This is a genomic window from Flavobacterium covae (genome assembly GCF_001534645.1).
Lineage (GTDB): Bacteria > Bacteroidota > Bacteroidia > Flavobacteriales > Flavobacteriaceae > Flavobacterium > Flavobacterium covae.
The window spans coordinates 544,977-567,500 of record NZ_CP013992.1 but is presented as its reverse complement, the minus strand read 5'-3'; the positions used below and the strand labels follow the sequence as shown (position 1 = coordinate 567,500).

The window sequence follows — 22,524 nt, the reverse complement described above, 5'->3', positions numbered from 1 at the left end:
AATACTAAGCTATAGTAAAGGTGCACAGGGTCTTTTCGTCCCACTGCGGGTAATCGGCATCTTCACCGATACTACAATTTCACCGAGCTCATGGCTGAGACAGTGTCCAGATCGTTACACCATTCGTGCAGGTCGGAACTTACCCGACAAGGAATTTCGCTACCTTAGGACCGTTATAGTTACGGCCGCCGTTTACTGGGGCTTCAATTCAATGCTTCTGATTGCTCATAACATCTCCTCTTAACCTTCCAGCACCGGGCAGGTGTCAGGCCCTATACGTCATCTTACGATTTTGCAGAGCCCTGTGTTTTTGATAAACAGTCGCCTGGACCTTTTCACTGCGGCCAGCTTGCGCTGGCGACCTTTCTCCCGAAGTTACAGGTCTATTTTGCCTAATTCCTTAGCCATGAATCTCTCGAGCGCCTTAGGATACTCTCCTCAACTACCTGTGTCGGTTTACGGTACGGGTACTTATAATCTATGTTTAGAAGGTTTTCTTGGCAGCCTTTAGGTACTCTATCCCTTTGTCCGAAGACTCCGAGTACTATCGCATTTCACCAGTCCCAGCGGATTTGCCTACTGGGCCTATAGTTAGGTGCTTTAACGAACTATTCCGTCAGTTCGCGGTACTTTCACCACTGCGTCGCTCCATCACAATTATAAGTAGTACGGGAATATTAACCCGTTGGCCATCGACTGTTCCTTTCGGATTCGCCTTAGGACCCGACTAACCCGCAGCTGATTAGCATAGCTGCGGAAACCTTAGTTTTGCGGCGGGGGTGTTTCTCGCACCCCTTATCGTTACTTATGCCTACATTTTCTTTTCTAACTTCTCCAGCATCTCTCACAAGACACCTTCGGCGATGTTAGAATGCTCCCCTACCACTTGTACAGTGTACAAATCCATAGCTTCGGTAGTATGCTTATGCCCGATTATTATCCATGCTCGATCGCTCGACTAGTGAGCTGTTACGCACTCTTTAAATGAATGGCTGCTTCCAAGCCAACATCCTAGCTGTCGATGCAATCAAACCGCGTTTGTTCAACTTAGCATACATTTGGGGACCTTAGCTGATGGTCTGGGTTCTTTCCCTCTCGGACTTGGACCTTAGCACCCAAGCCCTCACTGCTGTGTATATTATATAGCATTCGGAGTTTGTCAGGAATTGGTAGGCGGTGAAGCCCCCGCATCCAATCAGTAGCTCTACCTCTATATAACTCTACCACAGCGCTGCACCTAAATGCATTTCGGGGAGTACGAGCTATTTCCGAGTTTGATTGGCCTTTCACCCCTACCCACAGGTCATCCGAAGACTTTTCAACGTCAACCGGTTCGGACCTCCACTGTGTGTTACCACAGCTTCATCCTGCCCATGGGTAGATCACACGGTTTCGCGTCTACCACTACTGACTATAGCGCCCTATTCAGACTCGCTTTCGCTACGGATCCGTGACTTAATCACTTAACCTTGCCAGTAACGGTAACTCGTAGGCTCATTATGCAAAAGGCACGCCGTCACAGCTTATGCTGCTCCGACCGCTTGTAGGCGTATGGTTTCAGGTTCTTTTTCACTCCGTTATTCACGGTTCTTTTCACCTTTCCCTCACGGTACTGGTTCACTATCGGTCTCTCAGGAGTATTTAGCCTTAGCGGATGGTCCCGCCAGATTCAGACAGGGTTTCTCGTGCCCCGCCCTACTCAGGATACCACTATTCTTTATATTCTTTGCTTATACGGGACTTTCACCTTCTTTGGTTAACCTTTCCAGGTTATTCTAATTCTGTTTATAAGAAATATTGTGGTCCTACAACCCCGTTATTGCCGTAACAACAACGGTTTGGGCTATTCCGCGTTCGCTCGCCACTACTTACGGAATCACTTTTGTTTTCTTCTCCTCCGCCTACTTAGATGTTTCAGTTCAGCGGGTTTGCCTCCTATTGGATAATGCATCTTCAATGCATTGGGTTGCCCCATTGGGATATCTACGGATCTATTCGTGTGTGCCAATCCCCGTAGCTTTTCGCAGCTTATCACGTCCTTCTTCGCCTCTGAGAGCCTAGGCATCCCCCATACGCCCTTATTTTGCTTATTGTTTTCTTTTTTTTAGTGATTAGTTCTTAGTAATTAGTGACTAGCCCTAAGACTAATTACTATTCACTCTGTACTAATTACTAAAGTGTTCTTTCTACTTGTTTGTATGTTTATCTCAATATGTCAATGAACTTTATTCAATTTGAAGATTTGATGATTCGTTAATTTGAAGATGTTATTCATTTTCAAATTTTCAAATCAATTCATTTTCAAATCAATTTGGTGGAGAATATCGGAGTCGAACCGATGACCTCCTGCGTGCAAGGCAGGCGCTCTAGCCAGCTGAGCTAATCCCCCATTCTTTTTCTATTTTGAATGTTGATTTATATATTTTGAATTATTTTTCAAATTCATGATTTAAAATTTATAATTCAAAATTCGCTTCTAGAATTTCCTTTTAAACTTAATTTTTTTAAATTTTCAAATTAATCAATTTTCAAATTTGTTTGTAGTCCCGGGCAGACTCGAACTGCCGACCCCTACATTATCAGTGTAGTACTCTAACCAGCTGAGCTACGAGACTCTGTATTTTAAGTCTTTTTTTTTTTTGAATTAACAGCGAGAGTAAGGGTCTATTTTCTTTTTTTTGTCTCTAGAAAGGAGGTGTTCCAGCCGCACCTTCCGGTACGGCTACCTTGTTACGACTTAGCCCTAGTTACCAGTTTTACCCTAGGCAGCTCCTTGCGGTCACCGACTTCAGGTACCCCCAGCTTCCATGGCTTGACGGGCGGTGTGTACAAGGCCCGGGAACGTATTCACCGCAGCATGGCTGATCTGCGATTACTAGCGAATCCAGCTTCACGGAGTCGAGTTGCAGACTCCGATCCGAACTGAGAACGGTTTTGTAGATTCGCGCCTACTTGCGTAGTGGCTGCTCTCTGTACCGTCCATTGTAGCACGTGTGTAGCCCAAGGCGTAAGGGCCGTGATGATTTGACGTCATCCCCACCTTCCTCACGGTTTGCACCGGCAGTCTTGCTAGAGTTCCCGACTTGACTCGCTGGCAACTAGCAACAGGGGTTGCGCTCGTTATAGGACTTAACCTGACACCTCACGGCACGAGCTGACGACAACCATGCAGCACCTTGAAAAACGTCCGAAGAAAGATCTGTTTCCAAATCTGTCGTTTCCCATTTAAGCCTTGGTAAGGTTCCTCGCGTATCATCGAATTAAACCACATGCTCCTCCGCTTGTGCGGGCCCCCGTCAATTCCTTTGAGTTTCACTCTTGCGAGCGTACTCCCCAGGTGGGATACTTATCACTTTCGCTTAGCCACTCAGATTGCTCCAAACAGCTAGTATCCATCGTTTACGGCGTGGACTACCAGGGTATCTAATCCTGTTCGCTCCCCACGCTTTCGTCCATCAGCGTCAATGTACTCGTAGTAACCTGCCTTCGCAATTGGTATTCCATGTAATCTCTAAGCATTTCACCGCTACACTACATATTCTAGTTACTTCCAAGTAATTCAAGTCTTACAGTATCAATGGCCGTTTGATCGTTGAGCGACCAGATTTCACCACTGACTTATAAAACCGCCTACGGACCCTTTAAACCCAATGATTCCGGATAACGCTTGGATCCTCCGTATTACCGCGGCTGCTGGCACGGAGTTAGCCGATCCTTATTCTTACAGTACCGTCAAGCTCCCTCGCAAGGGAGTGTTTCTTCCTGTACAAAAGCAGTTTACAATCCATAGGACCGTCATCCTGCACGCGGCATGGCTGGTTCAGACTTGCGTCCATTGACCAATATTCCTCACTGCTGCCTCCCGTAGGAGTCTGGTCCGTGTCTCAGTACCAGTGTGGGGGATCTCCCTCTCAGGACCCCTACCCATCGTCGCCTTGGTGTGCCGTTACCACACCAACTAGCTAATGGGACGCATGCTCATCTTGTACCGTTGGAACTTTAATAATTAAATGATGCCATTTAATAATACTATGGGGTATTAATCCAAATTTCTCTGGGCTATCCCCCTGTACAAGGTAGATTGCATACGCGTTACGCACCCGTGCGCCGGTCTCAAAGGAGCAAGCTCCTTCTACCCCTCGACTTGCATGTGTTAAGCCTGCCGCTAGCGTTCATCCTGAGCCAGGATCAAACTCTTCATCGTATGTTTTTTATAGCTTTTGAACTAAATATTTTTGACAAAGAATGCTAGTTTTCTTACTCTCTTATTTTTTTTGTTTTAATATTACTATTAAAACGTGCTGTCAATCCAATATGTCTATGAACTTGTTTCTTTTGTTTTTCGCTTTTGACTTATTGTCTTAGCGGCTGCAAAGGTAAAACTTCTTTTTAAATTCGCAAGATTTTTTTTGAAAACTTTTTTTGAAGTAAGCTTCTAAAATTTATCTTAAGGTTTTGTTAAAGAACTTCGCTGTTGCGGCTGCAAAGGTACGTTCTTTTTTTTGTTTTTTCCTAGTCTTTTTTTGCTTTTTTTGTTTTTTGTTTTTTAGTTGCTGTTTTTCAAATATTTAACTTTGTTTTTTATTTGTTTTGGATTGTTTTGGGTTTTTTATTTGTTATTTTGGGTCGTGTTTGGTTCTAAAAAACGGGGTTTGTTTTCCTTTGTTATTCTTTTAGTATTTAGTATTGTATATTTTTTTAAAAGGAGTTTTTTGATTCTAAAAGTTCTTTCCTTTTACATAAATTTTATAGCTTTTACAGGAGAAATTTTAGTAACTACATAGGACGGGATAAGCATTACTAGAAGACAAATTAAGACGGTGCCTATATTTAAGGAAATAATGGCAAACCAATTGATATCTACGGGTGCTGTGGTTACGTAATAATTTTCTGGATTGAGTTTTATTATTCCTAATTTTTGTTGAATAAATAAGAGTCCGATTCCTATAACATTACCCCACAACAATCCTTTTACAATTAAATGGATTGCATTGTATAAAAATATTTTTCTAATGGTCCAATTATCAGCTCCTATTGATTTTAAGATTCCAATCATTTGAGTTCGCTCTAAAATTAGGACTAATAAGGCAACTATCATATTTATGGTGGCTACAACAATCATAATAACAAGAATAACTACTATGTTAAAATCGAATAATTTGAGCCATTCAAAAATATAGTAATATTTTTGAGCAATCGTTTGGGTGTCTAATGCTTTAGTGGGATCTTCTTTATTTATTGTGTTATTATAGACTTCTACTCCTTTTGCTTCTATTTGATTAAAATTATGAAGAAAAACTTCAAAAGCTCCTACTTCTGTGTTTTTCCATTTATTTATTCGTTGGATATGACGAATGTCTCCTAAAATGTATACTGCATCAAATTCTTGAAAACCTGAATTATAAATACCTACTATTTTAAAAGAACGAAGGTTAGGTAGTTTTCCTTCTTCTTTCATAAAAAAGGTATTGCATTTATTTCCTATTTTTAGCAGGAGGCGATTTGCTAAATATTCGGAAATAATAACTTCGTTATTAAGTTTGGATTTTACATTGGGCAATTTTCCTTGCACTAGGTATTCTTTAATATTTTCCCAATCATATTCTTTTCCTACTCCTTTGAAAACAATACCTTCAAAAGATTTTTCAGTTCTAACAATGCCTGCTTTGGTTGCTACTGCTTGTATGTGTTTAATTCCTTCAACGGAGTTAAATTTTGGATAGAAATCTTGATTGGTTGATATGGGATCAAGACTTACTTGTGATTTATTATCATCAAAATTAGATATTATGATATGACCATTAAAAGCGGATACTTTCTGTCGTATTTTATTTTGTAATCCAACACCTGTTGCTACTGAAACAATCATCATTACCAGACCAATTGCGATAGCTGCTATAGCTATTTTTATTATTGGAGCAGAAATATTACTTTTACGTTCTTTAGTTCGTATTAGTCTATCAGCGATAAAAAATTCTAAATTCAATTGATAATGGTTTACAAATTGGTTTTCAAAAATACATTTTTATTCTTGCTTTTAACAATAGTTGTTTGTGGAAATTGCAAAAATAAAACAGAAGAGAGGGAATATAAAAAGTTTTTTATTAGAGAATTTACTACTTCTTTTGATGCTAACATACAAAATAGAAGTATTTTAACTGGTGCTGACAACAGTTCTGTTTATTTACCTTTATTAAGAGATAAAAAAGTAGGCATTGTAACTAATCAGACGGGAATTTTACAGGATAAAACTCATTTAGTTGACTTTTTAATAGGTAATAATATTAATTTACAAAAAATATACGCTCCTGAGCATGGGTTTAGAGGTACAGCTGATGCTGGAGAATTAATTAAGGATGGTAAGGATATTAAAACAGGGTTACCTATTATTTCTCTTTATGGCAGTAACAAAAAACCTAACTCAGATCAATTGACAGGAATTGAGATTATGGTTTTTGACTTACAGGATGTGGGTGTTCGTTTTTATACTTATATTTCTTCTTTACATTATGTTATGGAAGCTTGTGCTGAAAATAATATTCCTTTGTTGGTTTTGGACAGGCCTAATCCTAACGGCGGTATAATAGATGGTCCGACTTTAGATCTTCAGTTTAAAAGTTTCGTTGGTATGCACCCCGTACCTGTATTACATGGAATGACTATAGGGGAATATGCGAAAATGATTAATGGTGAAAAATGGCTTAAAAATGGAATTGTATGTAATTTAAAAATTATTTCGTGTAAAAATTATAATCGCGAGATGTTTTATGATTTACCTATAAAGCCTTCTCCTAATTTGCCTAATGCACAAGCTATTAATCTATATGCGTCTCTTTGTTTTTTTGAGGGAACGAATGTAAGTGTAGGACGTGGTACTGAAAAACAATTTCAAATTTATGGTTCTCCTTATTTGATTGGAAATAATTTTATTTTTACTCCTTTACCAAATTTAGGTGCCAAGGATCCTATTTGGAATGGAAGAACTTGTTATGGAGAGGATTTGACTCAAATAAAAAAAGTAAGACAACTTGAGCTTAAATGGTTAATAAAGGCGTATAAGGAAAATTCTCAAACTATGAATCCTTTCTTTAATGATTTTTTCACAAAACTAGCTGGAAATAGACAACTTCAAGAGCAAATAGAAAATGGCGTTTCTGAAAGTGAAATTCGTAAATCTTGGAAGAAGGGTTTATTAAATTTTAAGAATATTAGATCCAAATATTTAAATAAGGAATATTGATTTTTCGCTTTTTTTTCACAAGAAGGTGTCCAAAAGCTACATTATTATTTAAATTTGTTCTAATGAGTCAAAGGAGTAATTTGCAAGTATTGCTTGTAATATTCTCTTGTTTATACTGAAGTAACAAATTTAATTTTAATCTTTTCTTAGGACACTTTCTATCTTTTAATTTTGCATTTACGTTTATTTTATCTATCCAAATAGTTTTCTTAAAAAACTTCTACTTTCTTCCTCTGTCATTCTTTTTTCTTCAAAATTAGAGTTTGAATATTTATCTATTACATATCTAATGTATTCTACATAGGTTTTACCTTCTTTTTCTAAAAATCCTTTTAAATAGTTTTCTCCTCCATCTGCACCGTAAAATTCTTCTAATTTTCTAATTCTATGATATAATGGTTCTATTTCTTTTTTTATTAAATCTTCAGGAACTGCAACTCTTCTTGCTTGATATCCTTTATTTCCGTCAACAATATCAAAATCTGTCAAAACCCAATAATATTCACCTGATTTAGCCATATTCTTTACAATACCATAAAAGTTTTCTCCTTTTTTTAGATTATCCCATAGGATTTTAAAAATGGCTTTAGGTGTATCTGGATGCCTAATTAAATTATGTGGTTGTTTTAATAATTCTTTTTCGGTATATCCCGAAACTTCTAAAAAGACATCGTTTACTGAAACTATGGTTCCATATTGGTCTGTTTTACTAATAATTGTTCTTGTTTTATTCCAATTAACTTCTCTATCAATAGGAACGGGCTTTGCTTTATCTAACATTCGTATTTTTTTAAAAAAACGGGCAAATGTTCAAAAAAACGAGAAACAAAAAACATGACAAATATCATATTAATAAAAAAAAATATAAATAAAAAAGAATTTCATAAATAAATTCAGAAATTTCCTATGTTTTTATTTTATAATGGTAATTTTTTTTTCATTTCTTCTACTATATTATAAGCTGCTGGGCAGATGGCAATGTTTTTTAATGTGAGATTTGTTATTTGTTGAAATTTTTTTCGATCTGTATGAGGAAATTCACGACATGCTTTAGGTCGTACTTCGTATATCATACAATAATTTTCAGTGTCTAAGAAAGTACATGGTAAATTTTGTAAGATGTAATCATTATCTTCATCTATTTTGAGATATTGCTGAATAAATTGTTGTGGTTTTAATCGAAAGTATTTGGCAATTCGCTCTATATCTGCTGTAGTAAATAAAGGGCCTGTGGTCTTACAACAATTAGCACATTTCAAACAATTACTTTTTCTAAATTCGGCATCATGCAATTCTTGCATTAGATAGTCTAGATTTTTTGGGGTTTTCTTTTTTAGCTTATCGAAATACTTTTTGTTTTCATTATGCTTATCTTTGGCAAGTTTACTAAGTTGGTTTAATTCTGGTTTCAAATTTCGAGTTTCAAGTTAAACTACAAAGTTAAAACGTTAAACCTGAAACTTTATATAAAATGCTTGATTTATTTGGAAAGGCTTTATTAGATTATTATCACAATAACAATTCAGAACCTATTATTACAGAGACTAACATCTCTGAAGAGGATGAAATGGAGGTATCGTATCTTTTCAGAACGTTTGAAGAAATGCCTAAATTAGAAAGAAAAGCTCTTAAGTTAAGTAAAGGAAAAATATTAGATGTTGGTTGTGGAGCTGGTAGTCATAGTTTGTATTTACAGGAAAAAGGTTTCTATGTAAAGTCTATGGATATTTCAAAAAATGCAATAGAAACTTGTAAATTAAGAGGTCTTCAGAATACAATTACTGAAAGTTTAATTCATTTTGAAACGGAAGAAAAGTTTGATACCATTTTACTTTTAATGAATGGTACAGGTATTTTTGGCACACTAAAAGAGACTTCTAAGTATCTTCAAAAATTAAAAAACTTGCTAAGTGATAATGGTCAAATTATTATTGATTCTTCAGATATTATTTATATGTTTGATCAAGACGAAGATGGTGCTTTTGAGGTTCCTGCTGGTAGTTATTATGGAGAATTAGTGTTTACCATACATTATAAAGGAGAAACGGAGGTTTCTTTTCCTTGGCTCTATATGGACTATAATACACTACAGAATGCTTGTCATGCCAATGGTTTGGTATGTGAATTAATAGAAGAGGGAGACCATTTTGATTATTTAGCAAGAATTACAAAATAATTTTATATTGTTTTTAGTGTCTATAACTTTGTTTTTTTTAAAAGATTTTTTTAGAATTTGCTTTTATTGGTTGTAATCTAAAACAGAGTCCTTTTTTATTTTGAAGTAAAATTAATATTAGAGAAGTTTCTTAGTGGATTTTTTACCCCAGATTATGCTTTATAATTTCACTACAGATAAAGGTTACTTTTAATATAAAAAAGGGTTCCTCTCTTTTAATCTAGAAGACTATGTCTATAAGAAAAATTTCTGTACATTTATTCTTTATCCTTTTGTTTTCATCACAAAGTCTAACGCATAATCTGAGGGCTTAAATTATTTAGAAAGATATTTTTTTTGTTCTACAAAGAGTATTGTGATAGAAAAAATTAGTTTATATATTTTCTCTGGTAGTTATTTTTATTTAACTCCGAAAAAGAGTTATCCCATTTTAATTTTGAATTTACTAGAATATTTTTTGATTTTAGGCATGCCGAAAAAAATTCAAATAGTGATAAATGAAGATTTTGATTTTTTAGAAAAATTACTAACAAAGACATCAGGCTCTTTGAAGAAAGACCGAGTAAAGACCTTGATCCTAATTAAGAAAGGGAAATATGTTTATTATAGTGATATAGCTAAGAAGCTTGGGAGAACTTAAAAGACAGTAAGAGTTTGGGTTCAAGACTATTTAAAAAATGATATTTCTGAAATGTTATACGTTAGAAGTGGAGGAAACAATACTAAGCAAATATCAGATAAAATGGCGAAGTCTGTTGAGCAGAAATTGACTGATTCAAAAACACTTATATAGAATTATTAAGATTACTTAAAGCAGGCTATGAGTTTTACATAAAGCTTTTTACAGTATTTTTAAAACTTAAATGGTATAACCAAAAAGATTACACAGAAAATAATAAAATAAAGCTGAATAAATAAACAAAAAAACATACTCTATAAACACCATTGAAAAATCAAAAAATACAGTTTGGATTAAGAGAAATATTATTGCCATATTGATTAAAAGGAATTTTTTTCAGCATTATTATTTTGTTAACTAAAAATAAGGTTTGGTAAACTCAAACCTTATTTCTTTTTAGCATCCATTTACTTTTGACTAAAAGTTTTAATTATCATGAAAAGAATTTTACAAATTTTAGTTTTAGGGACCACTTTTTTAGTCAATGCCCAAAGTCCCATTTATCATTTTAATTTTGATAATACATTATCAGATGTTAGTAATTCGGTTAGTTTTGTTCGTAACCCAGGAGTTGCAAGTACCGCAAATCCTACTTATTTGAGTGGTTATAATGGATCAATAGGAGTAAATATAAGTGGTACTTTTAATATTCAAGCAAATCTGCCTAATTTACCACAAGGAAATAATCCCAGAACAATTATGATGAGAGTTCGTTCATTTCCTTTAAATGGAGTAGAAAATCCTCTTTTTCAATATGGTTCCACAGCTCCTTTAGAATCGTTTGGATTAAAACACGACAAGGTTAGTACCGGAAATATAACCAGCTTTTGTGGAGGTAATGGAAATGAGATGACCATTACTTCTGATGGAATGGATACAAATCAATTTTATTTATTGACCGTAACGTATGATGGCTCAAATATTAAGATGTATAGAAATTCAAAACAATTATTTTCATACGCTATAAATTTGAATACAAATGGAACCCTTTTTAAAATAGGACAATTTTTACAAGATACAACCACTTATAATTCCGTTGGGTTTAGAATAGATGATTTAAAAATATTTAATGACTGTCTAACAATAGGTCAAATTAGCAAAGAATACGTATATAATTCCGATTTAAACAATGGATTAGTAGCTTTTTATGATTTTGAAAATAACTTAAATAGCCACAACGGATTACATGATCTTCAACCTAATGGAACAATTGGATATACTACAAGTACAGATGGAGGAAAAGCAGTTTCTTTTAACGAAACAGGGTTAGTATATAATACAAGTTTAAATACCGCATTAAGCCAACAAAATTACACAATCTGTTTTTGGGAATATAGACCAAGAAACGCCACAACATTGTATAGTACAAGTTACGAAATTTTTGGTTCTCAATATTTTAGAGAAAGACAAGGAAGCTTAAGAATTTCAGCAGCATATAATGCCACTAATGGCTTACCAGAAATTGAATTAAGAAACACTACTTTTTTAGGGTTATGGAAACATTATGCAATTACTTTCTCAAAATTAGGATCCAGTACTAACATAGCGGTTTACGAAGATGGAATTTTTAAAACTTCAACAAATATAAATCAGGCAGCAAATCTGTATAAATTTAATGATAAATTTACTATAGGAAGTGGGACAGATTCAAATGGAAACTTTATGAACGTTAAAAATGCAAACCTCTCTATTGATAAGTTTTTTATTTACAATAGAGTTCTAAAAGAATATGAAATAAATTTAATTAAAGATCAGCATCAAAACGCATTAAATTATACGTCCTTATCTTCGCCTGAATTTAATCAAAAAGACCTAAAAATTACACTTTATCCTAATCCCGTTAATCAAATTCTAAATATAGATATTGAAAATGAAATAAAATCCGCTCAAATATATAATCTACAAGGAAAAAAAATATACAAGTCTAGTAATAAACAAATAGATATGACAGATTTTAAAGAAGGAATATATATACTGCGAGTAGAAGATATAAATGAAAAAGTTGTTGTAAAACCAATCATTAAAAAGTAAAAATATTACATATAAATCATTTGAGAAGGAATAAATAAAAGGAAATAAAAAAATAAATCTTAATTTACTTGACAACCCCTCTTTTGCAATTGTATATTTGCACCCTTGATTTTCAGAAGACTTCTGAAATTTAATTTCTAAAATTTAAAATAAAGTATGAAGTTATCCAATTTCAATTTTAATTTACCAGCTGAATTATTAGCTGAATACCCTGCGGAAAATCGTGATGAATCTCGTTTAATGGTAGTACACCGTAAAACAGGTGAAATTGAACACAAATTATTCAAAGATATTATTGAATATTTTGATGAAGGGGATGTAATGGTTGTAAATAATACTAAAGTATTCCCTGCACGTCTTTATGGAAATAAAGAAAAAACAGGTGCTCGTATTGAGGTATTCTTGTTAAGAGAGTTAAATGCAGAACAACGTTTGTGGGATGTATTGGTAGATCCAGCTCGTAAAATTCGTATTGGAAACAAATTATACTTTGGTGATGATGATTCATTAGTAGCAGAAGTAATTGATAATACAACTTCTCGTGGAAGAACATTACGTTTCTTGTACGATGGATCCTATGAAGAATTTCGCCAGAAATTAGTAGATTTAGGAGAAACGCCAATTCCGAAGTACATTAACCGAGAAGTAACAGAAGAAGATGCGGAACGTTATCAAACCATTTACGCTAAAGAAGAAGGAGCCGTTGCAGCACCTACCGCAGGTTTACACTTCTCAAAACACCTAATGAAACGTTTGGAAATAAAAGGTATTAATTTTGCTGAAGTAACTCTACATGTAGGTTTAGGAACTTTTAATCCAGTTGAAGTAGAAGATTTATCAAAACATAAAATGGATTCAGAAGAAGTCTTAATTTCAGAAGAAGCTTGTGAAACCGTTAATAAAGCTAAATCAAATAAAAAGAGAGTATGTGCTATAGGAACTACTACCATGCGCGCTATGGAAAGCTCTGTTTCATCTAATAAAACATTAAATCCTTATCAAGGATGGACTAATAAATTTATTTTCCCTCCTTATGATTTTTCCGTTGCAGATTGTATGGTTACGAATTTTCATACACCCAAATCAACTTTATTAATGATGATCTCTGCTTTCTGTGGTCATGACCTTATGATGAAAGCTTATAAAGAAGCAGTAGAACAAAAATACCGATTCTATTCATACGGTGACGCTATGTTAATCTTATAATACATATCACTTACACTTCAAAAGAGTTATCTAAAAATCGGATTAAGAACAATTATTTTAAATAAAAAATTGACTTAATCTGTTAAAAAATATCATTTTTAGATAACTCTTTTGTAATTAACAACATACTTACTTCAAAAAAAGTCAACTTTAAATTCAATTTAAAGAACTCTTCAATTATTCTATTAAAACTCCTAGAAATTAAAATCTATTATAACTTCCAACTACTTTATTATAAATAATACCATTTAAGCTTTGAAATTTCCTCATAATACTTTTTTTAACCTTGAGATTGTCCAAAAAGTTCGCAATCTTTCATTTCAACCAAAGGGAGAAATCACATAATGTTCATCATAATACTCCTCCTTACCGGAGTGACAAACCGCACGTTGATTTAGGCACTACCCTACAAAAGCAATAAAAATTGGCGTTGGTTCTCGATGTGCTTCGCACTCGAACTAATCATGATTTCAATTATATACTCAACTATTTATTCGAGTTGTTTTAAAATAACAAAAAAAACAGATCGAGAATTTTTCTTTTTAATCCAGTATATTTTAAGTTTAAATGATATACCCCCTAAACATTAAAAAGAACAAGCTTCATTTTAAATGTAAAAATTATAAATACCACCCCTATATATCATACTCCTTAGCATTTGAAATGATATTCACTTATGAGATACAATCCGCACAAGATTGAAAAGTTGTTTTCCTAAATTTTAGATTTTCAAAACAAGATGTAGTTAAAAAAATAGCGTTTTACTAAAAAAGCAAAAGAAATCTAAAACATCTTGTCGTTTTTGATTTGTATTTATTTCCTTTTATAACATTAACTTAACATTTAATCATTTTATAAAAAGTACCTTTGCCGGAATTTTAAAAAAACAATAAAAAATGAAGAAAATTAAAAGACTAACCTGTCTTATTTTAGCTTGCCAAACACTAGTATTTTGTTCCCATGAAGAAGAAATTAGCTCAAACACAGAAACTTTAAAAGCAGAAAATCTGCGTAAAATCCAAAAGGCATCAAGCACCGATAACGGAGATCTATTATTAGGAAACCCATCTAATGCTAATCAAGATGATGTAAATAATTATTTATCACCAAAAAATAATTATGTTATTTCTTATAATAACAAAAAAGGTACACCTAACTGGGTGAGCTGGCATTTAGACTATAGAAATTTTGGTAATACAGATCGTACAGATGATTTTAGATCAGATAATACATTATCTTCATCTAATTTCTTTTTAGTTTCTCCTAACCATTACAAAGATAGTGGTTTTGATCGTGGTCACATGTGTCCTTCAGCAGATAGAACAAACACCTTTCAAGCAAATTCAGAAACGTTCTTAATGACCAATATGGTACCTCAATCACCTAAGAATAATCAACAAACTTGGGGTGGTTTTGAAGAGCGTTTAAGACAATTTGTGCGTAATAACCAAAAAGAAGTATACATTGTAGCAGGTGTTTATGGACAAGGAGGTACAGGTAGAAAAGGAGGTACTACAACATTCTTAGCAAATGGTAAAATATGTGTTCCTGCAAGTACTTGGAAAGTAGCATTATTGTTAGATGAAGGAACAAACGATTTAAATAGAATTAATACTGATACAGAAGTAATTGCAATTGAAGTTCCTAACAATCAAAATATAGATAAAGATTGGAAAAAATATATTGTTAAAGTTTCTGATTTAGAGACAAAAACAGGTTATAGATTTTTCTCAGAATTAAATGATACTATAGCTAAAAAATTAAAAGCTAAGATGTATTCAGGAAAATAATACTATCATAAAAAATGTTAAAAAGCCACTTGTTTAAACAAGTGGCTTTTTTTGTTCTTCTTACTTTCCGTATATTTACAAGCTGAAATTCTTCAAAATGACTTTTCAAAATACACTTGACTTCGCACAACAATTAGATATACAGGATGAATTAAAAAACTATCGTTCTGAATTTATATTTCCCCAACACAACAAAAAAAATGTAATTTATTTTACAGGAAATTCACTAGGCTTACAACCCAAAAGAGCAAAAAAATATGTAGATGAAATAATGAATGATTGGGCCAGTCTTGCCGTTGAAGGACACTTTTATGCAAAAAAACCTTGGTGGGATTATCAAGAACGTTTTGCTGAACCTCTAAGTAAAATAGTGGGAGCAAAACCCAACGAAATAACGGTTATGAATACCTTAACAGTAAACTTACACCTCTTAATGGTATCCTTTTATCAACCCACTCAAAAAAGGTACAAAATTATTTGCGAAGAAAAGGCATTTCCCTCAGATCAATATATGCTTCAAAGCCAAATAAAATTCCATGGGTTTGAACCTAAAGACACCCTAATAGAAATCAAACGAAGAGAAGGAGAACACACAATTCGGTTAGAAGATATTATAGAAAAAATAAAGGAAACAGGAAATGAGCTAGCATTAGTTTTATGGGGAGGTGTTAATTATTACACAGGTCAAGTTTTTGATATGCAATCTATTACAGAAGCAGGACATAAAGTAGGAGCCAAAGTAGGCTTTGACTTAGCACATGCCGCTGGAAATGTAGAATTAAAACTTAACGAATGGAATGTAGATTTTGCAGCTTGGTGCTCTTATAAATATATGAATTCAGGACCAGGAAATGCTTCTGGATGTTTTATACACGAAAAACATCATCAGGCTAATTTACCCCGTTTTGCTGGTTGGTGGGGACATAATAAGGAAAGAAGATTTAAAATGGAACCTCATTTTGATCCTATTCTTGGAGCAGATGGTTGGCAAGTAAGTAATTTGCCCGTATTATCCTTAGCACCCTATCTAGCTTCCGTTGAAATCTTTGCCGAAGTAGGAATGGAAAAATTAATAAAAAAACGTAACCAATTAACTGCTTATTTAGAATTTATCCTGCGTGAAATTAGTCAAAATATCCCAGGAACCCAATTTGAAATAATTACACCAAACAACCCAAAAGAAAGAGCATGCCAATTGTCAGTCTATTTACACGGACAAGGGAGAAACCTTTTTGATTATTTAATGGCTAATGGCGTAATTGCTGATTGGCGCGAACCTAATGTAATCCGGTTGGCACCTGCACCTTTCTATTGTTCATACGAAGACATGTATAGATTTGGTGAAATTCTAATTCAATTTTTAAAATAATAGGTTGTTTATGAATTGTCTCTAGAGAGTTCATTTCAACAAAAATTGATTATATATGAAGAAAGAATTGTATCCTATTGTGTTATTGATGTTCAGTAGTGTATTTTTAAATGCACAAACAACAAACAAAGAGAAAATAGCATTAGACTTTATTCATGGTAAAGCCAATAGTAATGAGCGGAAAACGCGAGAAGAATTTAAATTAAAAAATGTAAGAAAAGGAAAATCAGGAGAAACCCTACGTTTTCAGCAAGAATTAAAAGGAATCCCTGTATTTGGAGCGGAATATGTAGTAAACTTTGATAACGACGAAAAAATAGCCTTTTCAACAAATAGTTATGACGCTACAGTAGAAAAAATTAATGTAACCCCAACTCTAGATACAGAAACAGCTTTAAAAAAAGCAAAGAAAACCCTAGAAGCTAAAGGAAATTTACATTTTGAAGAATCTAAACTTTTTGTTTATAATCTTACGAAGCCCACTAGATTAGCTTATAAAATTAACCTCCAATACGATGATAAACCAGGAGATTGGGAAATATTTGTTGATGCTCATACAGGGGAAATCATAAGTTTAAAAGATGTAGCGGTTTATCACCATAAAAAAGAGACCCCAAACACTAAAAAAATAAATGAATCTAAAATACCATACGCTTTTAGAAGCGGAAGAGCCATGGTGTTTAATCCTGATCCCCTTTCAGTTGGTAGAAATACCTATGGAGTAGGAGATTATATAGATAATGGAGATAATACAAATGAAAGTTTAAATAATGCAAGAGTTAACGTTGAATTACCAGAAATAAGTTTTGCTTCTGGTAATTATAGACTAAAAAGTTCTTATTGTGATATTGGAGATTTTGAACAACCCAAAAATGGATTTTTCGAACAAAAATCTAATTTTTTTAATTTCACACGTGATCAAGAAGGGTTTGAAGCTGTTAATGCCTTCTATCATATAGATAAAAACTTAAGATATATACGAAATACTTTAGGAATTGTCTGTGTGCCAAGAAAAAATAATGGCTTAGTTATTTTTGATCCTCATGGAGATACTTCCCATTATTTAGAATCTTCTGAGAAGATAGCTCTAGGAATAAACGAAATAGATGGAGGAGAAGATGCAGACATTATTTTACATGAGTTAGGACACGGGGTACATCATTGGATTACAGGAGGACGTAGTTCATTCGTTGAAGGTCTTGGAGAAGGATGTGGCGATTATTGGGCACAATCATATAGTAGAAGCTTAAATCAATGGTTACCAACAGATCAAGAATATCATTTTTTATTTAATTGGGACGGACATAACGAATATTGGGAAGGAAGAACAACAAATTATCCTGAAAAATATCCTCAAGGATTAAAAGGAGCTATTCATACAGATGGTCAAATTTGGGCTACAGCATTGATGAAAATTTATGATATAATGGGAAGAAAAAAAACAGATACTGCTTTTTTGGAAGGACTAGCTTTAACAAATTCTGCATCAGGTCAGGCACAAGCTGCTAACGCATTTCGTCAAGCCGCAATAAATATGAATTACCCATGTTCTGATATTGATACTATAACAAGAATCTTCAATGATACAGGTTATGGACTAAGAAATGTACCATTTACATTAAATGTACCAGCTAATAAAAAAGAGCAGACAGGAGGAGGAAATGTTTTTGTGTTACCTGATTATAGATTACAATGCAATGCAATAGTTGCTGGTTGCGATGCTGTTTTAACACAAAATCCTTTACCCAACACAAACGTAGCTCCAGGAAATCATATAATTACTATTACGGCAGTTTCCCCTTCAAATGGAATGGCAGCAATAAATAAGACATTTAATTTAACAGTTGAAAGTAGTTTATCTAATGATCAATTTGTTAAACTTGAATTTAGTATTTCTCCTAATCCAGCAAATAACACCATTACACTTAGTGGAGAAGAATTAATAAACAAAAAAATGGAAATATTTAACATTTTAGGACAAAAAATCATAAGCAAAGAAATGTTATCTAATGAAAACTCAGTAGACATATCATCATTAAATAAAGGCGTTTATTTTGTAAAGTTTCAAGGAACAAATGGAACTAAAAAATTTATAAAAAAATAATTTAATCCAACAAAATAAACTGTGTAAACAAAAAACGGTTAAAAGAAAAAAATAATAAATCCGCATACCTATTGAACATTTCTCTTTGTTTATCACATCAAGATGATATTTAAAAGAAGAATTATTACCTTTGTTAACAGATTAAGAAAAATAACAAAAGGACTTTTAAAACGTATGAAATAATTAAAACGAAAAGCTTTATTTTTTCTATTCTTTAATCTTTCGTATTTCAATCTAAAAAATATGACAAAACAACAAATTATAGCCAATTTTGATCCATCGCAACCAGGATTAGCAGATGCTACCATTTTTGGTTTACCTTTTTCATCAGAAGATTCCGAGATTATAGTAATTCCTGTGCCTTGGGAAGTAACCGTAAGTTATGGAGCAGGTGCCTCCGAAGGACCTGATGCGGTTATGGATGCTTCCTTTCAAGTAGATTTAAATCACCAAGACTTTCCCGAACTTTGGAAATTAGGAATTTATATGGATGATGCACCTAAACATTGGAAATCTAATTCTGATAAATATAAATCATTAGCACAACCCATAATTGAAGCTTTAGAAGCAGGTGAAGATATAGAAACCTTTCCTGTCCTACAATCAGACTTGGATAAAATAAATAAAGCCTGTAGAGAATTGCATACAGAAGTAAAAGAAAAAGTACTTTCTTGGATGTCTAAAGGAAAGAAAGTAGTACTTTTAGGAGGAGATCATTCTACACCTCTTGGTTATTATGAAGCACTTGCCTCTAAATATGAAGAATACGGCATCTTACATTTAGATGCACACATGGATTTACGTATAGCCTACGAAGGTTTTACCTATTCACATGCGTCTATCATGTATAATGCTTTACAAATCCCACAAATTTCTAAAATTGTACAAGTTGGTATCCGTGATTTTTGTGAACAAGAAGTAGAAGTTGTTCATAAATCAAAAGGTCGTGTTTTAGTACATACAGATGCTGATCTAAAAACTGAAACATTTGAAGGTAAAACTTGGTCACAACAATGTGATGCCATTATTTCATCACTACCTCAAAAAGTGTGTATCTCATTTGATATAGACGGAATGTACCCATGGTATTGTCCTAATACAGGAACACCCGTTCCTGGTGGTTTTTCTTTTGAGCAGGCAACGTATTTATTCAATAAATTAGCAGAAAGTGGAAAAGAAATTATAGGTTTTGATCTAGTAGAGGTAGCCCCAGGTGAAGATGATTGGGATGGTAACGTAGGAGCGCGTATGTTATTTCACATGTGCGGTGTGTTAGCTAAAAACAACGGAATGAATACAGGAAACCGTATTGCTTTTCCTAGAAAATAATAAAAATCATTTCTTGACTTAAGACGGGCAAATTTGCTCGTCTTTTTTTATCTTTGATAAAATCATTATAAATAAGAAAGAACCTTTCTAAAATCATTTAACCTGAATAAGTAAAAAATAAATGAAAAAGAGATAGGTAAATGAACCATAATGAATTAAAACTTATACAGATGAAATTAGTAAAAAAAATACTGATAACCTTATTAGGAATAATCTTGATATTAGCTATCTCTATTTATGCGTATTTGTATAGCACAAAACCAAAATATGAAGGCGAATTAACTATAAAAAATATTAGTAAGGAAACAGAAGTATTCTTTGATGAATACGGAATACCTCATATTTATGCTTCCAATGAAAAAGATGCTTTAACCGTGTTAGGTTATGTACACGCCCAAGAACGTTTATGGCAAATGGAGTTGTTACGTCGTATTGCACCAGGTAAATTGTCTGAAATTTTTGGTTCAAAAGCATTAGATAATGATAAATTATTCTTAGCGTTAGGAATAGATGAAAATTCAGAAAAAGCAATTGCCAAACTAGATAAAAAAAATAAAACATATAAACTGGCAATGGCCTACTTAGATGGTATCAACCAATATTTAGAAAAAGGAGGAACACCTATTGAGTTTACTCTATTAGGCATCAAGAAAAAACCTTTTACTCTAAAAGATGTATATAATACAATGGGATATATGGCATTTAGTTTCGCATGTGCTCAGCGTACAGATCCGTTAATGACTGATTTAAAAAATAAATTAGGAAACACTTATATGAAAGAATTAGGGATTGATTTGTCATATAATTCAACCCAAATAAATTCAAATAATAACAAAACTACAGAAACTTATGTAGCAGCATCAAAAGCAGTAGCCGATTTATTAGATAGTTCCCCTTTTCCGCCGTTTATAGGCAGTAATGCTTGGATTGTGGGTTCCAAAAAAAGTACTTCGGGAAAAGTATTATTTGCTAACGACCCACATATCTCTTATTCACAACCAGGAACTTGGTATGAAGCCCATATAGACTCTCCAGAACAAGAAATTTATGGTTATTATTTAGCAGGAGTACCTTTTCCTTTATTAGGACATAATCATCAATATGCTTATGGATTGACAATGTTTGAAAATGATGATGCAGATTTTTATCAAGAAGAAATAAACCCTAATAATAGTAATCAATATAAAGATACAGATAACTACAAAGAATTTATAATTCGTAAAAAAGAAATAAAAATAAAAGATAGCACAACAATTTCCTTAACAATTAAAGAGGGTAAACACGGTCCCGTTATGAATGGAATATTAAAAGATTTTAATCCTAAACAACCCGTATCTTTCTATTGGATTTACACTCAACAAGAAAATAAAATTTTAGATGCCATTTATACCCTAAGCCATGCTAAAAATTTAAATGAATTTCGTAAAGGAATTTCATATATAAGCGCTCCGGGACTCAATGTAATGTATGCTGATAAACAAAATAATTTTGCATGGCAAACTTCAGGAAAATTATATAAAATAAAAAAAGGATTAAATCCAAATTATATTTTAAATGGAGCTAACGGAATAGACGATAAACTTCAATTTTTAGAATTTAATAAAAACCCAAGGGCAATTAACCCCTCTTGGAATTACGTCTATTCAGCAAATAATATGACACATAAAATTGATGATTATTCTTATCCTGGATATTATTTACCCGAAGACAGAGCGAAAAGAATTGTTTCATTATTAGAATCTAAACAGAAATGGTCAAAAGAAGATTTTAAAAAAATGATTTATGATGACACATCTATAGTAAGCGCACAAGTAGCCCATAATTTTAGTAATTGGCTTGATGTCTCTCAATTAAACTCTACAGAAAAAAAAGCCTTAGACATATTAAAAAATTGGAAAGGAAGTAACAAAACCCAAGAAGTTCCACCTACTATTTACAACAAGTGGTTGTATTTTTATTTAAAATCTACTTTTCAAGACGAAATGGGAGAATTAGGATTCAAACAATTTTTAAAAACCCACGTGATGAAACAGTGTATTGATAAACAAAGTAGGATAACCAATTCTTTATGGTGGGATAATATAAAAACTAAAAATATTAAAGAGAACCGATCAACTATCTTAACACAATCATTTAAAGAAACTATTAACCATTTAACAAATCAACTTGGAACAGATGTTAATAGCTGGACATGGGGTAAGGTACATCAAGTAGAATACAAACACCCAATAGGATCATTAGCCATATTCCGTCCATTCCTTAACGTCGGAATATTTGAAGCACCAGGAAGTAACGAAGTAATTAACAATGTAATGTTTTATTATACAGATGAAAACCATTACGAGATTTCTGCTGGACCATCTACCAGAAGAATTATAGATTTTAGCGATATAGAAAATTCAATTAGCATTTTACCAACAGGACAATCAGGAAACCCGATGAGCAAGCATTACAAAGATCAAGCTCAAATGTATATAGACGGACAATTTCGAAAAATGAAGATGAATAAGAAAGAAATTCAAACCACATCAACCAAATTATTATTCAAAATAAAATAAATTATATTGACTCTCATTCTAATCATAGGATCAGAAAAAGAA

12 protein-coding genes, 2 tRNA genes and 2 rRNA genes (1 of these 16 cut by a window edge) are annotated in these 22,524 nt (G+C 33.0%); 9 read left to right on the top strand and 7 right to left on the bottom strand.

Annotation, left to right across the window (positions count from 1 at the left end; genetic code table 11):
- The 5 genes from AWN65_RS02385 to AWN65_RS02365 all read right to left on the bottom strand — a co-directional run.
- Positions 1-2,093 (bottom strand): 23S ribosomal RNA (locus AWN65_RS02385); it reaches 783 nt to the left of the window's first position.
- A 219-nt stretch (positions 2,094-2,312) separates the two neighbouring features.
- Positions 2,313-2,389 (bottom strand) — tRNA-Ala (locus AWN65_RS02380).
- 152 nt (positions 2,390-2,541) lie between these two features.
- Positions 2,542-2,615: transfer RNA gene (locus AWN65_RS02375), tRNA-Ile, on the bottom strand.
- Positions 2,616-2,688: 73 nt separating this feature from the next.
- Positions 2,689-4,204: ribosomal RNA gene (locus AWN65_RS02370) — 16S ribosomal RNA — on the bottom strand.
- Together the 16S and 23S rRNA genes with 2 tRNA genes alongside form the textbook arrangement of a ribosomal RNA operon.
- 531 nt (positions 4,205-4,735) lie before the next feature.
- Positions 4,736-5,986, bottom strand: a complete 1,251-nt coding sequence (locus AWN65_RS02365; RefSeq protein ID WP_060381705.1) for an ABC transporter permease — start codon at positions 5,984-5,986, stop codon at positions 4,736-4,738.
- 6 nt (positions 5,987-5,992) lie between these two features.
- Between AWN65_RS02365 and AWN65_RS02360 the strand changes: the two genes are divergently transcribed.
- The gene (locus AWN65_RS02360; protein WP_060381704.1) at positions 5,993-7,240 is read left to right on the top strand and encodes an exo-beta-N-acetylmuramidase NamZ family protein; all 1,248 of its coding nucleotides are present in this window, start codon (positions 5,993-5,995) and stop codon (positions 7,238-7,240) included.
- A gap of 192 nt (positions 7,241-7,432) precedes the next feature.
- Here the strand turns inward: AWN65_RS02360 and AWN65_RS02355 are convergent, their stop codons facing one another.
- Both AWN65_RS02355 and AWN65_RS02350 read right to left on the bottom strand, forming a co-directional pair.
- On the bottom strand, positions 7,433-8,020 hold the full coding sequence (locus AWN65_RS02355; RefSeq protein ID WP_060381703.1) for a PAS domain-containing protein: 588 nt from the start codon (positions 8,018-8,020) through the stop codon (positions 7,433-7,435).
- A 137-nt stretch (positions 8,021-8,157) separates the two neighbouring features.
- Positions 8,158-8,652, bottom strand: a complete 495-nt coding sequence (locus AWN65_RS02350; RefSeq protein ID WP_060381702.1) for a YkgJ family cysteine cluster protein — start codon at positions 8,650-8,652, stop codon at positions 8,158-8,160.
- A gap of 59 nt (positions 8,653-8,711) precedes the next feature.
- Between AWN65_RS02350 and AWN65_RS02345 the strand changes: the two genes are divergently transcribed.
- The 8 genes from AWN65_RS02345 to AWN65_RS02310 all read left to right on the top strand — a co-directional run bounded on the left by AWN65_RS02345 (position 8,712) and on the right by AWN65_RS02310 (position 22,482).
- Entirely contained in the window at positions 8,712-9,416 is a 705-nt protein-coding gene (locus AWN65_RS02345; RefSeq protein ID WP_060381701.1) for a class I SAM-dependent methyltransferase, read from the top strand.
- Between the two features lie 1,114 nt (positions 9,417-10,530).
- Positions 10,531-12,126 carry a LamG-like jellyroll fold domain-containing protein gene (locus AWN65_RS02340; RefSeq protein ID WP_060381700.1) on the top strand — a complete coding sequence of 532 codons (1,596 nt, stop codon included), beginning with the start codon at positions 10,531-10,533 and terminating at the stop codon, positions 12,124-12,126.
- Positions 12,127-12,282: 156 nt separating this feature from the next.
- Complete coding sequence (gene queA, locus AWN65_RS02335; protein ID WP_060381699.1) at positions 12,283-13,332, top strand: tRNA preQ1(34) S-adenosylmethionine ribosyltransferase-isomerase QueA; 1,050 nt, start codon at positions 12,283-12,285, stop codon at positions 13,330-13,332.
- A gap of 896 nt (positions 13,333-14,228) precedes the next feature.
- Positions 14,229-15,122, top strand: a complete 894-nt coding sequence (locus AWN65_RS02330; RefSeq protein WP_060381698.1) for a DNA/RNA non-specific endonuclease — start codon at positions 14,229-14,231, stop codon at positions 15,120-15,122.
- Positions 15,123-15,219: 97 nt separating this feature from the next.
- Positions 15,220-16,491 (top strand): kynureninase, encoded by a 1,272-nt coding sequence (gene kynU / locus AWN65_RS02325; protein WP_060381697.1) that lies wholly within the window; start codon positions 15,220-15,222, stop codon positions 16,489-16,491.
- Positions 16,492-16,546: 55 nt separating this feature from the next.
- The gene (locus AWN65_RS02320) at positions 16,547-18,595 is read left to right on the top strand and encodes a T9SS type A sorting domain-containing protein (protein ID WP_060381696.1); all 2,049 of its coding nucleotides are present in this window, start codon (positions 16,547-16,549) and stop codon (positions 18,593-18,595) included.
- A 243-nt stretch (positions 18,596-18,838) separates the two neighbouring features.
- Positions 18,839-19,924, top strand: coding sequence for an agmatinase family protein (locus tag AWN65_RS02315; protein ID WP_060381695.1), 1,086 nt, complete (start codon positions 18,839-18,841; stop codon positions 19,922-19,924).
- A 170-nt stretch (positions 19,925-20,094) separates the two neighbouring features.
- Positions 20,095-22,482 carry a penicillin acylase family protein gene (locus tag AWN65_RS02310; RefSeq protein WP_060381694.1) on the top strand — a complete coding sequence of 796 codons (2,388 nt, stop codon included), beginning with the start codon at positions 20,095-20,097 and terminating at the stop codon, positions 22,480-22,482.
- The last annotated feature ends 42 nt before the right edge of the window (positions 22,483-22,524 follow it).